We start from the raw sequence: 12,533 nt of genomic DNA on the forward strand, positions 1-12,533 counted from the left end.
GAAAGGATAAATAATTAATTAGTAGATGCAGATGGCTCTCTAGAAAGGTATTTTAACTTGTTTAGTTTCCCAAGAAGTTTGATAGCTCTGTATTCCGAAATATCACTTAAAGCATGGTCTGTTTGTCTAAGATTATAAGCTTGCTCTACCAAATTTTTATATTTTTTATCGAGTTTACTTTGATGCTTTTGTATTAATTCATTTTTGTTCATGATGGTAATTTGCTATTAATCAATTAAATATACAATATTTTTAGGTAGCATAATTATGCTTGATTAAATTTAATAAAAAAAAAGATTCTTTTAAAATTTATTTTAAAATTCTAATTAAAACCCATCAAATTCTTATTTCGGTATTTTAAATAGAATATAGTTAGCAAATAAAAAGCCTTTGAAGAATCATTCCTTCAAAGGCTTTTTTATATTTTAGTAATCGAATTTTCTAACGGTCTTGACTAATCTTGCAAAGCAAAAACCTTACGTAATAAATCTGTAGTTCTTGAAGACGATTTACTTCTTATTTCTTTTTCTTCCACAGCAATCATTGTATACACACCTTTTAAAGCTTCTTCTGTAACATAATCTGTTAAATCTGGGTTTACATTACTCGTAAAAGGAATCGTATTGTACTTATTAATTAGATTCGCCCAAATTTGATCTGCCCCAACTTTATCAAAGGATGCTTTAATTACTGGATTAAACTTAGCGTATAAAGCCGTTTGTGTTTTGCTGGTTAAATATTGTGTAGCTGCATCATTATTACCAAGAAGAATATTTTTTGCATCTGTAAAAGTGATCTCTTTAACTGCATTTACAAAAATAGGAGTCGCTTCACTTACTGCATCTTCTGCTGCTCTGTTTAAAACTTTTAAACCTTCGTCTGCTAAACTGCTTAAGCCAATATCACGTAACGCTTTATCTACTTTTTGTAATTCTTCTGGTAGTACTATTTTTACCAAATCGTTTTTATAAAAACCATCTGTTTGTGTCAATTTAGTTACTTGTTTGTCAATACCAAGCTCTAAAGCTTCTCTTAATCCAGATCCAATTTCAGATTCAGACAGAGACCCAACTTCTTGTGGTAATTGGTCAATAACTTGTTGTAATTCTGCGCAAGCAGTTAAGTTTAAAAGAATAACAAAGGCAAATATTTTTTTCATGATATATAATTTTGGGTGTAAAGATACTTATTATGGCGTGTTTTTTTAATAAAAACCGCGTTTTCCGTTATATCTTTTTGTGAAAAACAAAAAGGATGCCACTGCAACCGCTCACGCAAATTATAACTACGAGAAAATCACTGTTTTATTATTATAAACCATCACTTTACGTTTAATATGCAGTTTAATAGCATTGGCTAATACTATTTTTTCTAAATCGCGTCCTTTGGCAATTAAATCTTCAATGGCATGTGTATGAGAAACACGAGCAACATCTTGTTCTATAATTGGTCCAGCATCTAATTCTTCGGTAACATAATGACTGGTTGCTCCAATAATTTTCACGCCGCGTTTATAGGCAGAATGATATGGCTTTGCGCCAACAAAAGCGGGTAAAAAAGAATGGTGAATATTGATGACTTTGTTGTTGTACTGACTTATTACTTTGCTAGATACAATTTGCATATAACGTGCCAATACAATAAAATGAATACCAAACTCTTTACATAATTTTAATTGTTGTTCTTCGGCTTCCGGTTTCGTGTCTTTAGTTACTGGAATATGATAAAATGGAATATTGAAACTATCTGCAATAGGTTTTAAAGTATTGTGATTACTTATAATAAACGGAATCTCTACATCTAATTCTCCAGAGTTATAACGACCTAAAATATCGTATAAACAATGGTCGTATTTAGAAACAAACAACGCCATTTTTGGCTTGTCTTCGGCAGAATAAATACGCCATTTCATTTTAAATTGTTCGGCCAAATTAGATTTGAAGTTTTCTTTAAAAGCTTCCGTATTAAAAGAAATTGCTTCAAATTCTCCCTCTAAACGCATAAAGAAAATGTCTTGTTCTCTATCTACATGCTGATCTATATATACAATGTTTCCGTTATTATTCGCTATAAAATTGGTGACAGTTGCAATAATTCCAGATTGATCCTTACAGTTTATAAGTATGGTTAGTTTTTTCATGTTTGTTTCCGCGAAAGCAGTATTTTTTTATATTTTTATTTCCGTGAAAACGAAAATCGAATACCTAATAGGTATACTAAATTACTCTAAAAAAGGGAACTTATCTTTTTGTTTTTAACTTTTAGATAATTACATATTATAGAGCAATATTTTTGAATATTCCGTAAATTGCAAGCCTAAAACAGATTATATTTTAAGAATGACACAAGCAACACCATACAAGCCAAAATATAAAGTACGAATCGTTACTGCAGCAGCATTATTTGATGGTCATGATGCATCCATAAATATTATGCGTCGTATAATTCAATCTACAGGAGTAGAAGTCATCCATTTAGGGCATGACAGAAGTGTAGATGAGGTTGTAAATACAGCCATTCAAGAAGATGCAAATGCTATTTGTTTAACTTCTTACCAAGGTGGACATAACGAGTATTTTAAATATATGTACGATCTTTTAAAAGAAAGAGGTGCAGAACACATCAAGATTTTTGGTGGTGGTGGCGGTGTAATCCTTCCGTCTGAAATTAAAGATTTAATGGATTATGGTATTGCACGTATCTACTCTCCAGATGATGGTCGTGCCATGGGATTACAAGGTATGATTAACGATCTAGTGGAGCAATCGGACTTTGCTATTGGTGATGTTTTAAATGGGGAATTAGATATTTTACCAACTAAAAATGCAAAAGCAATTGCTAGAGTAATTTCTTCTGCAGAAAATTTTCCAGAGGTTGCCAAAGACACCTTAGATAAGATTCATATAAAAAATAAGAATTCTAAAACACCAGTTTTAGGAATCACAGGAACTGGAGGAGCAGGAAAATCTTCTTTAGTAGATGAATTGGTTCGTCGCTTTTTAATCGACTTCCCAGAAAAAACGATCGGTTTAGTTTCTGTCGATCCTTCTAAACGTAAAACAGGTGGTGCCCTTTTAGGGGATAGGATTCGAATGAATGCTATCAATTCACCAAGAGTATATATGCGTAGTTTGGCTACTCGTCAATCTAATTTAGCATTATCAAAATATGTAAATGAGGCAGTTCAAGTTTTAAAAGCTGCGGAATATGATTTAATTATTTTAGAGACTTCAGGAATCGGACAATCCGATACCGAAATCATGGAACATTCTGATGTTGCATTATACGTGATGACTCCAGAATTTGGTGCAGCAACCCAATTAGAGAAAATTGACATGTTGGATTTTGCGGATCTCGTTGCTATCAATAAATTTGATAAGCGTGGTTCTTTAGATGCCTTACGTGATGTGAAAAAACAATACATGCGAAACAATAATCTTTGGGATGTGCATCAAGATGATTTACCAGTTTATGGTACCATCGCTTCGCAATTTAACGATCCAGGAATGAATACGCTGTACAAAGCGATCATGGATAAGTTAGTGGAGAAAACAGATTCGGATTTAAAATCGACCTTCCATATTTCAGATGAAATGAGCGAGAAGATTTTTGTGATTCCTCCATCAAGAACACGTTACCTTTCTGAAATTGCCGAGAGTAATCGTGCCTATGATAAAACAGCAAGAACGCAAGAGGAAGTTGCGCAGAAGCTATACGGTATTTTTAAAACCATTGGTTCTGTTGCAGGTGTCACCTTGAGCGCAGTCGAAAGGTCTTTCATTGGAAAGTTAGGATTAAATGAGGAAGAGATTCTTCTACAAGCTCAGAATGACACAGATAAAGAATTTTTAAATCTTCTTATTAAAGAATTTGACCGCGTAAAATTAAACTTAGATCCTTACAATTGGGAAGTAATTACCGGTTGGGACGAAAAAGTAAATAAATACAAAAACCCGATCTATACTTTTAAAGTAAGAGATAAAGAAATAAAAATAGAAACGCATACCGAATCGTTATCTCATTTACAAATTCCAAGAATAGCCTTACCAAAGTATCAAGCTTGGGGAGATTTATTAAAATGGAGTTTGCAAGAAAACGTACCTGGAGAATTTCCATATACTTCTGGGTTGTATCCTTTTAAACGTACCGGAGAAGATCCAGCACGTATGTTTGCAGGAGAAGGTGGACCAGAACGTACCAATAGACGTTTTCACTATGTAAGTGCAGGATTACCAGCAAAACGCTTGTCGACAGCTTTTGATAGTGTAACGCTTTACGGAAACGATCCAGATTTAAGACCAGATATTTACGGTAAAATTGGTAATGCTGGAGTTTCCATCTGTTGTTTAGATGATGCTAAGAAACTGTATTCTGGGTTCGATTTAGCAAATGTAATGACTTCGGTAAGTATGACTATAAATGGTCCTGCGCCAATGTTATTAGGTTTCTTTATGAATGCTGCCATTGACCAACAATGTGAATTTTACATTAAAGAAAATGGTCTAGAAAAAGAAGTAGAAGCAAAAATTGCTAAAATTTATAAAGGTAAAATTCGTCCATCTTATAATGGCGAATTACCAGAAGGAAACAATGGTTTAGGTTTAATGCTTCTTGGTGTTACAGGAGATAAAGTATTACCAGCAGACGTGTACGCAGAAATTAAAAAGAACACGATTGCGCAAGTTAGAGGAACCGTTCAAGCAGATATTTTAAAAGAAGATCAAGCACAAAACACGTGTATTTTTTCTACAGAATTTGCATTGCGTTTAATGGGAGATGTGCAAGAATATTTTATCGAGAATAATGTACGTAACTTCTATTCGGTTTCTATTTCTGGATACCATATAGCAGAAGCAGGAGCAAATCCGATTACACAATTAGCGCTGACCTTATCTAATGGTTTCACGTACGTGGAATATTATTTAAGTCGTGGTATGGACATCAATAAATTTGGTCCAAACCTATCCTTCTTTTTCTCTAACGGAATTGATCCAGAATACGCCGTAATTGGTCGTGTAGCACGTAAAATTTGGGCAAAAGCAATGAAGCACAAATATGGAGCAAATGCAAGAGCGCAAATGTTGAAGTATCATATTCAAACTTCGGGACGAAGTTTACACGCACAAGAAATTGACTTTAATGATATTCGTACAACACTTCAAGCATTGTATGCTATTTATGATAACTGTAATTCCTTACATACAAATGCATATGACGAAGCGATTACTACGCCAACGGAAGAATCGGTTAGACGTGCAATGGCAATTCAATTAATTATCAATAAAGAATTAGGTTTAGCTAAAAATGAAAATCCAATTCAAGGATCTTTTATTATCGAGGAATTAACCGATTTAGTAGAAGAAGCTGTGCTTTTAGAATTCGACAGAATTACAGAAAGAGGTGGTGTTTTAGGTGCTATGGAAACCATGTACCAACGTAGCAAAATACAAGAAGAAAGTCTGTATTATGAAACTTTAAAACATAACGGGAAGTTCCCAATTATTGGTGTAAATACTTTCTTAAGTTCTAAAGGATCACCAACGGTTATTCCTGCGGAAGTGATTAGAGCAACAGAAGAAGAAAAGCAATTTCAGATTAAAACATTGGCAAATCTTCATGATGCAAATGAAACAAAAGCATTATTAAAAGATTTACAAGAGAAAGCAATCCATAACGAAAATATTTTTGAAGCTTTAATGGAAGTTTGTAAAGTATGTTCCTTAGGTGAAATTACTGCTTCTTTATTTGAAGTTGGCGGACAGTATAGACGGAATATGTAAGCAGGATTCCAATTTTGAAAAGCTTGCGCATTCAAAATTGTGAATATCGCTTATCCCAAACTTGTTTTGGGATCTCAGAGATTCTATTTTTTCGTTTTCACGGAAAGTGTACGAATCGCTTATCCCAAATTCATTTTGGGATCTCAGGAAATCCCTTTTGTGAATAACGAAAAGGATATAACAAGATTTTATAGAAAGAATAATTCTTTCAGTGAAACGTTTGTCATTCAGAGTATAGCGAAGAATCTCAATAAATAATATCAAAACAAAAAAGCGTTTCAATCTGAAACGCTTTTTTTATATTCAATAAAAAAAATATGTCTATCAAACACACTTTTAAAGCAACCGTAAATTGGACAATAAACGAAGGAGAAAGCACGCAAAATCCAAGAATCTTCAGTCGAAATCATGAAGTTTTCATTGACAACAAAGCAACACCATTGCATGTGTCTGCAGCAAAAACCTTTAGAGGTGACGATGCATTATACAATCCGGAAGATTTATTATTATCTGCTTTAACTTCCTGTCACATGATGTCTTATTTATACGTGTGTGCTCAAAATAATGTCGAAGTAGTAAGCTATACCGATCATGCAGAAGGAGATTTAGAAGTTGCAGCTTCAGGAAGTGGAAGTTTTAAAACGGTACGATTAAAACCAGTAGTAACCATAAAAAATGCTAGTCAAAAAGAATTGGCTTTACGTTTACATGAAAAGGCAAATAGTTTATGCTTTATAGCTAATTCGTGTAATTTTCCAATTGCTCATGAGGCGACTATAGTGGTTCAATAATAAGTTTGAAAAAATAATTCAAATGTTTTGCATCTTTTTTAATGGTATCACGTCTATTATATGAACATAAAAATTAGATATCATGAAAAATAAAGAATGTACTTGTAACTGTGATGGTTGCTCTAAAGGAAATTGCCAAAACTGTACTTGCGAAAACTGTACCTGTACAAGTTGTAACTGTTAAGCAATACTTAAAGACAGTAATAACAACGCTAATTGTAGTAAATTTATACTATGATTAGCGTTATTTATAGTATATCCTTATGAAAACTCAAGACATTTGGGAATTGCATGCAGACGACATCAAATATTTTATATTCAGTAAAGTAAAAGATGCCGTTGTTGCTGAAGATTTACTCCAAGAAACATTCATTAAAGTGCATACCAAACTAAACACTTTAAAAGACGAAGACAAATTGAAGTCTTGGTTATTCGCTATAGCAAGGTATACCGTTTTAGATTATTTTAGAAGTAAAAAAGTGGTGTATGAAACTACAGATGAAGATTTTATTTTTGAAGAACAAAAACTAGAGCATACTGAAATAGATTGTTTGCATGGTATTATTAAAAGCTTACCTAAAAAGTATAGAGATCCTTTGTTTTTAAGTGATATAAAAGGTGTCAAACAACAACAAATAGCAGAACAATTGCACCTACCATTACCTACCATAAAATCCCAGATACAACGTGGTCGAAAAATGATTGCACAAGGTTTTGTAGACTGTTGCGACTTTGTAATAAATGAAGAAGGTTTTTTAGTTGGAGAAATCAAAGACAAAGCAGACTGTAAAATGTGTCATTAATACGTACCTTTGTGCAGAATTAAGACGATTTATTTCGTTTTACAACTTACAAATTTACGTAGCATGTCCTTTAAAAAATTAAATCCAGTATTAAAAGAAGCCTTAGAAACTCTTAATTATGAGGCACCTTTACCTTTTCAGAAAGAAATATTACCAAAGATAAAAGGAGGAGCAAATGTATACGGATTAGCTCCAAAAGGTTCTGGTAAAACGACAGCTTTAATCATAGCAATCATTCATAAATTAAAAGCAGAAGCTTTTGAAGATTCTCCTAGAGCATTAGTTATTGTAAAAGACAAGCAAGCCGCTTTAGACTTAAAAGAAGAGTTTGAAAAGTATACTAGATACATGGATTTAAGAATCTATGCAGCTTATGATGAGCAAACTTTAGACCAACAACGCGAGGAAATTTATTACGGAGTAGATGTTTTAATTGCAACACCAAAACGTTTGAACAAGCTTTACTTTATGAATAGTGTGCATTTAGGGCAACTTAAATTATTAGCTTTAGATGATGCTGAGTTTTTAATACGTAATAACTACCATAATGATGTTTTACGTGTTACCGAAAGTTTAGCGAAATGTCAATATGTGCTTTTAGCCGAAAAAATGCATTCTAAATATGAGCGTCTTCAAGATACAATTATGTACAATGCACAAATAGTAGAAGGGAAATAATTACAGCGTATGCATCCAGGTGTTTTGTAGTTTTTTAAACACTTTAAGCTCTTTTCTTAAAATAGGAATATATTCTTTTCCATTACTATTGCATTTTTCTAAACGCTTACAATGGCTATACAGTCTATTGGTAAGTTGTCTTACAGATGCAATATGTTTGTGCTTTTTATCTGAAAAACGTTCCATTTCTGCATTAATAATTTCAGGAGCAAGAGAAATAGAATGCTGTACAATATCACCAGAAAAGTAAATGTGTGCATCTTCAGAACCATCTTCTTTTAAGTATGCTAAATCTTGATTTAGATACGTAGAAATACTTCTAGACAATAGAAAAATATGCAAGGCTTGCTTGTATATTGGTAAGTCTGAAAGATGTGATGGAATATGCGCTAACATGATAATTTTTCGGTTTCCATCAAATTTAGTCACAAGATCGCACTAAATACTTTCGTTTTTAAAGTAATATCATATATTTGCTTTAATAATTAAATCATTTTAAACAAAAACTTTAAAAATGAGCTTAGATAATCTTAATTGGAAGATACTGAAATGTTTGCAGGAAAATTCGCGACAATCTAATGCCGCTATTGGTAGGCAAGTTGGTATCACTTCTCCTGCAGTTTCCGAGCGTATTAAGAAGATGGAAGATTTGGGGATTATTCAAAACCATATCACATTAATTTCTCCTTTTGAGGTTGGTTATCAACTTAAAGCATTGATTACTTTACATGCTTTTATGGGGAAACTAAAGCCGTTTCTTGAGAAAGTGAAAACCTTTGATGAGGTTATTAATTGTTACCGAATTACGGGTGACGAAAACATTGTCATGGAAGTGATTTTAAAAAATCAAAAACACCTAGAAACATTTATCGACCAACTTATTGTGTATGGCGAAAGCAAAACGCAAATTATTCTTTCGCATGTTGTGAAGAATAATGCTATTAATAAGATTTAAAAACCTTCAAAATTATCCGGATTAAAAGGGATATCCTCATCAGGATCTTTGTCATCATAATTTATTCCTGGAGGATTAAAAAGTCCCCAACGGTCAATTATATAATTCCAACAATCAAAAGTTTTAACCCATTCAGCAAATAAAACTCTAAATTCTTCTACTTCATTTCAAAGTAAATTTAGGTATTCAATATCTTTATAACCATGCATTTGTATGCCACGAATATCAATAATTAATTCTTTTGCCGATTTTCTTATAATTGCAGCGTTTTCCATTTTAATATCGTACAGCATATCTTCACCAGAAGCTCCAGCAATTTTGGCAGGAATAATCATAGCGTTTTTTCTTAGGTAGTCTAAATTACCTTGAATCATTTCGGCTTGAATTTCTTTTTCAAAATCTATCTCTGTATTTTCAACAACTTTCACAATATGATCTACTAGTTTTTGAAGCTGCATTGCCTTTTTAAAAACAGGCAATTTTTCCCATTGCTCTTTCATTCTGATTATTATTTTAAATTCGCCAAGGTGGATTTTTTCTATTTTCTCCAGCTTTATATAGAATAATATGGTTTCCATCTAAATCCTGTAAATGTGCTTCACTCCATAACCAAGATTTATCTTCGACTTTACTAATAAATGTAATACCTTTATCTTGAAGTTCTTCAACTTTTTTTTCCAGATTATCATTTTCAAAATAGATAGCTATTAGTTGTTCTTTTGGTAATGCATTTACTTTGTGAATAGAGAATGTGCTTTCTCCTTCAGGACATGCAAAACGCACATATCTAGGAAGTGCATCTACAATAAGTTGTAAGCCTAAAATTTTGTAGAACACAACCGCTTTTTCGACATCTAAAGATGGAATAGTAATTTGATTTAAATTCATTGTTTCCAGTTTTTATTCTTCATATATACCTTTAAAAAGAGGAATAAGACAGCACAAACACCTCCTAGTATAGCCATAATATACCAAGTGTTATTAAAGCCAAACCCATCTACAAGTCGCATTCCTGCATTATGTCCAAAAATATGCGCAATAGAAAAAGCGATAGAGTATAATGCCATATATTCTCCTTGATTTCCTTTTTTAGCACGTTGCATAGCAAAGGCATTAGAAAACGGAAAAGCAATCATTTCTCCAACAGTCATTAAAAACATTCCTATAATTAATATTCCTGTCCAAGTGGTTAGGTTTAATACCAAAAAACTAAGTGCTGTTAATGTTACACCAAAAAGCATTAAACCAGTTTTGGTGTATTTGGAGTTTTCTAGCCATTTAATTAGAGGCATTTCTAATAGAAAAATGAAAAACCCATTTGCACCTAAAAGTAATCCTATTTGCGATTCGCTTAAAAAATGTTTTTCTCTGTAATAAATTGGCATGGTAGAAAAGTATTGCAGAAAAATAAAACCAAACAAAAACATAGCCACTAAAAAAATTAAAAAGGACTTGTCTTTATATGCCGATTCAGGGTTTTCAACAAGGATATCATCTTGTATTTTTGCCTTTTTAGGATTTAATACTAGAATCATTACCATTGTTGCTAGAATGCAAGTAATACCGTCTACCCAAAATAAACCACTATAGTTCATTTTTGTTATTATAAGCCCGCCAACAGCTGGTCCTGCAGAAAAACCAAGGTTTATGGCAAGACGAATAAGTGTTACACTTCTAGTTTTATTTTCTGGTTTACTATACGCACTCAAGGCAACAAACATGGCAGGACGAAACATATCTGCCACTAGCATTACTAGAAAAATACCAATACATAAAGCGGCAAAAGTGTTTAAGAACTGAAGCGCTACAAATAGTATTCCCGTTAATAATAAACTTCTAACCATTACTTTGTAATAGCCAATTTTGTCGGTTAATTTTCCGCCTAACCAAGATCCTGCAACAGAACCTAATCCAAATGCAGACATGATCCATCCTACATCTTTAAGTGTGAACTTTAAATCTTCTATTAGGTATAGAGATAAAAAAGGAATCACCATAGTTCCGGCTCTATTGATTAAAGTTATAAGTGCAAGCCACCAAACTTCTGTGGAGAGTCCTTTAAATGTATCTATGTAATTATGTAATAGTTTTTTCATGTTGGTTGGTTTTAATCGATTCTTGGTTTACTTCATTTGCAAAAAGATTACTTCGTTAATAGACCTAAAATAAAAAAGTCCAACTACGAAGTTGGACTTTTAATATTGTATTAATTGATATTTACATCATCATAATATATAAGAAGTCCAACCTGTATTTCTACAAGTGGTATATTGCTTATTATTTTTAATGACTAAATTCATTTTATTTATAATTTGATCACTCAAAGCTAAACAAAATAATTAGAAGTTGTATTTTTAAGCCGAAAAATATTACCATGAAAAAATTATTCTATCTATTGATATTGACATCTGTCTTAAGTTGTGCACAAGAAAAACAACCTTTATTAGGTGATACCGATTGGCAACGAGAACAGAATGCAGATTTTAAAGATGCTTCTAAATCGCCCTTAAAAGCTAAAGATAGAAAGACGTTTAGAACATTAGATTTTTATAAATTCGATGCTAATTTTGTAGTAACTGCTATTTTAGAAAGAACACCAGATTCGGAATGGTTTAAAATGAAAACCACTACAGATCGTGTTTCTAAAGAACGTGTTTATGGCGTTTTATCTTTTCAGTTAAACGGAAATACCTATCGTTTGGATGTTTATCAAGGTCAAGATTTAATGCAGAAAGAAGGTTTTGAAGACTATTTATTTCTTCCGTTTATAGATAATACGAATGGCGATACTACCTATGGTGGCGGACGATATATTGATTTGCGCATTCCGGAAGGAGATACTTTAACGCTTGACTTTAATCAGGCATACAATCCGTTTTGTGCGTATAATGAAAAGTTTTCTTGTCCGATTGTACCTAGAAATAATTATGTAGATGAAAGTGTTGAAGCAGGAGTGAAGGCTTTTGTGAAGTAGTACTCAGTCTCAGTCTTCTGTTTTACTTTGCTAAAAACATTCCTAAAAAGACAGCTAGAAATCCTAAAACAAAACTAGCAATCGTGTATATGGCAAAACTGGTGAAGTCTCCAGATTTTAAAAACAGATGATTTTCATAAGCAAAAGTGGAAAAGGTGGTGAAACCGCCACAAAAACCAGTTGCTAATAATACCGTTTGGTTAGAAGATAAACTATTGTTTTTAAGCGCATAACCAAGAATTAATCCAATAAGTAAGCTTCCTATTATATTGGCTAAAAATGTTCCGTACGGGATTCCGTTTTCAGTGTTATTTAAATATTTTCCAATAATATAACGCAAAACACTACCAAAACCGCCACCAACAAATACGAGTAATAAATTCTTCATATAACAAATATACTACCTAATAAATTACAATAGAATTAATTTTTAAAACATGTTAACCTTTTTAGTTTTTGCGTATTAAAATTTGAATTCCATTAATTCATTTTCCTAAATACACTGGTTTGGCCTAAAGGCGTAATCCGAAAAGCCTCAGAATAGAGTAGGTA

The 12,533-nt window shown here is 32.5% G+C and carries 14 protein-coding genes; 6 read left to right on the forward strand and 8 right to left on the reverse strand.

The window, feature by feature from the left end; all coding sequences use genetic code 11:
- Positions 1-14 precede the first annotated feature (14 nt).
- The 3 genes from FG167_RS10450 to purU form a co-directional block, all read right to left on the reverse strand.
- Positions 15-212: a Lacal_2735 family protein gene (locus FG167_RS10450; RefSeq protein WP_203458222.1), complete on the reverse strand. Its 198-nt coding sequence runs from the start codon at positions 210-212 to the stop codon at positions 15-17.
- Between the two features lie 242 nt (positions 213-454).
- Entirely contained in the window at positions 455-1,159 is a 705-nt protein-coding gene (locus tag FG167_RS10455; protein WP_203458223.1) for a DUF4197 domain-containing protein, read from the reverse strand.
- 126 nt (positions 1,160-1,285) lie between these two features.
- Entirely contained in the window at positions 1,286-2,140 is an 855-nt protein-coding gene (gene purU / locus FG167_RS10460; protein WP_203458224.1) for a formyltetrahydrofolate deformylase, read from the reverse strand.
- A 199-nt stretch (positions 2,141-2,339) separates the two neighbouring features.
- Here purU and FG167_RS10465 point away from each other — a divergent pair, with 199 nt between their 5' ends.
- The 4 genes from FG167_RS10465 to FG167_RS10480 all read left to right on the forward strand — a co-directional run bounded on the left by FG167_RS10465 (position 2,340) and on the right by FG167_RS10480 (position 8,052).
- Positions 2,340-5,780, forward strand: a complete 3,441-nt coding sequence (locus tag FG167_RS10465; RefSeq protein WP_203458225.1) for a methylmalonyl-CoA mutase family protein — start codon at positions 2,340-2,342, stop codon at positions 5,778-5,780.
- Between the two features lie 317 nt (positions 5,781-6,097).
- Positions 6,098-6,571 (forward strand): OsmC family protein, encoded by a 474-nt coding sequence (locus FG167_RS10470; protein WP_203458226.1) that lies wholly within the window; start codon positions 6,098-6,100, stop codon positions 6,569-6,571.
- 263 nt (positions 6,572-6,834) lie between these two features.
- Positions 6,835-7,374 carry a sigma-70 family RNA polymerase sigma factor gene (locus FG167_RS10475; RefSeq protein WP_203458227.1) on the forward strand — a complete coding sequence of 180 codons (540 nt, stop codon included), beginning with the start codon at positions 6,835-6,837 and terminating at the stop codon, positions 7,372-7,374.
- Positions 7,375-7,437: 63 nt separating this feature from the next.
- On the forward strand, positions 7,438-8,052 hold the full coding sequence (locus FG167_RS10480) for a DEAD/DEAH box helicase (RefSeq protein ID WP_203458228.1): 615 nt from the start codon (positions 7,438-7,440) through the stop codon (positions 8,050-8,052).
- On the opposite strand, the gene FG167_RS10485 is transcribed toward FG167_RS10480, so the two are convergent.
- On the reverse strand, positions 8,053-8,448 hold the full coding sequence (locus FG167_RS10485) for a hypothetical protein (protein WP_203461095.1): 396 nt from the start codon (positions 8,446-8,448) through the stop codon (positions 8,053-8,055).
- A 118-nt stretch (positions 8,449-8,566) separates the two neighbouring features.
- Between FG167_RS10485 and FG167_RS10490 the strand changes: the two genes are divergently transcribed.
- Complete coding sequence (locus FG167_RS10490) at positions 8,567-9,007, forward strand: Lrp/AsnC family transcriptional regulator (RefSeq protein WP_055445493.1); 441 nt, start codon at positions 8,567-8,569, stop codon at positions 9,005-9,007.
- 167 nt (positions 9,008-9,174) lie between these two features.
- Here FG167_RS10490 and FG167_RS10495 read toward each other — a convergent pair whose 3' ends face one another.
- Genes FG167_RS10495 through FG167_RS10505 form a run of 3 tightly spaced genes read right to left on the reverse strand, consistent with a single transcriptional unit; the run spans position 9,175 to position 11,103 of the window.
- Positions 9,175-9,507: a hypothetical protein gene (locus FG167_RS10495; protein WP_239004371.1), complete on the reverse strand. Its 333-nt coding sequence runs from the start codon at positions 9,505-9,507 to the stop codon at positions 9,175-9,177.
- 13 nt (positions 9,508-9,520) lie between these two features.
- Positions 9,521-9,895, reverse strand: coding sequence for a VOC family protein (locus FG167_RS10500; protein ID WP_203458229.1), 375 nt, complete (start codon positions 9,893-9,895; stop codon positions 9,521-9,523).
- Entirely contained in the window at positions 9,892-11,103 is a 1,212-nt protein-coding gene (locus tag FG167_RS10505) for an MFS transporter (protein ID WP_203458230.1), read from the reverse strand. Before FG167_RS10505 ends, FG167_RS10500 begins: the two co-directional genes overlap by 4 nt.
- Positions 11,104-11,381: 278 nt before the next feature.
- On the opposite strand from FG167_RS10505, the gene FG167_RS10510 reads away from it, so the two are divergent.
- The gene (locus FG167_RS10510; protein WP_203458231.1) at positions 11,382-11,981 is read left to right on the forward strand and encodes a DUF1684 domain-containing protein; all 600 of its coding nucleotides are present in this window, start codon (positions 11,382-11,384) and stop codon (positions 11,979-11,981) included.
- A 22-nt stretch (positions 11,982-12,003) separates the two neighbouring features.
- Here FG167_RS10510 and crcB read toward each other — a convergent pair whose 3' ends face one another.
- Positions 12,004-12,369, reverse strand: a complete 366-nt coding sequence (gene crcB / locus FG167_RS10515) for a fluoride efflux transporter CrcB (RefSeq protein ID WP_203458232.1) — start codon at positions 12,367-12,369, stop codon at positions 12,004-12,006.
- Positions 12,370-12,533: the final 164 nt, after the last annotated feature.

This window comes from Lacinutrix sp. WUR7 (genome assembly GCF_016864015.1).
In the GTDB taxonomy this organism is placed as follows: Bacteria; Bacteroidota; Bacteroidia; order Flavobacteriales; family Flavobacteriaceae; genus Oceanihabitans.

Excerpts from the sequence above, each read along its gene's own strand:
- FG167_RS10450 (WP_203458222.1), bottom strand. The coding sequence starts at position 212 with ATGAACAAAAATGAATTAATACAAAAGCATCAAAGTAAACTCGATAAA.
- FG167_RS10455 (WP_203458223.1), bottom strand. The coding sequence starts at position 1,159 with ATGAAAAAAATATTTGCCTTTGTTATTCTTTTAAACTTAACTGCTTGC.
- purU (WP_203458224.1), bottom strand. The coding sequence starts at position 2,140 with ATGAAAAAACTAACCATACTTATAAACTGTAAGGATCAATCTGGAATT.
- FG167_RS10465 (WP_203458225.1), top strand. The coding sequence starts at position 2,340 with ATGACACAAGCAACACCATACAAGCCAAAATATAAAGTACGAATCGTT.
- FG167_RS10470 (WP_203458226.1), top strand. The coding sequence starts at position 6,098 with ATGTCTATCAAACACACTTTTAAAGCAACCGTAAATTGGACAATAAAC.
- FG167_RS10475 (WP_203458227.1), top strand. The coding sequence starts at position 6,835 with ATGAAAACTCAAGACATTTGGGAATTGCATGCAGACGACATCAAATAT.
- FG167_RS10480 (WP_203458228.1), top strand. The coding sequence starts at position 7,438 with ATGTCCTTTAAAAAATTAAATCCAGTATTAAAAGAAGCCTTAGAAACT.
- FG167_RS10485 (WP_203461095.1), bottom strand. The coding sequence starts at position 8,448 with ATGTTAGCGCATATTCCATCACATCTTTCAGACTTACCAATATACAAG.
- FG167_RS10490 (WP_055445493.1), top strand. The coding sequence starts at position 8,567 with ATGAGCTTAGATAATCTTAATTGGAAGATACTGAAATGTTTGCAGGAA.
- FG167_RS10495 (WP_239004371.1), bottom strand. The coding sequence starts at position 9,507 with ATGAAAGAGCAATGGGAAAAATTGCCTGTTTTTAAAAAGGCAATGCAG.
- FG167_RS10500 (WP_203458229.1), bottom strand. The coding sequence starts at position 9,895 with ATGAATTTAAATCAAATTACTATTCCATCTTTAGATGTCGAAAAAGCG.
- FG167_RS10505 (WP_203458230.1), bottom strand. The coding sequence starts at position 11,103 with ATGAAAAAACTATTACATAATTACATAGATACATTTAAAGGACTCTCC.
- FG167_RS10510 (WP_203458231.1), top strand. The coding sequence starts at position 11,382 with ATGAAAAAATTATTCTATCTATTGATATTGACATCTGTCTTAAGTTGT.
- crcB (WP_203458232.1), bottom strand. The coding sequence starts at position 12,369 with ATGAAGAATTTATTACTCGTATTTGTTGGTGGCGGTTTTGGTAGTGTT.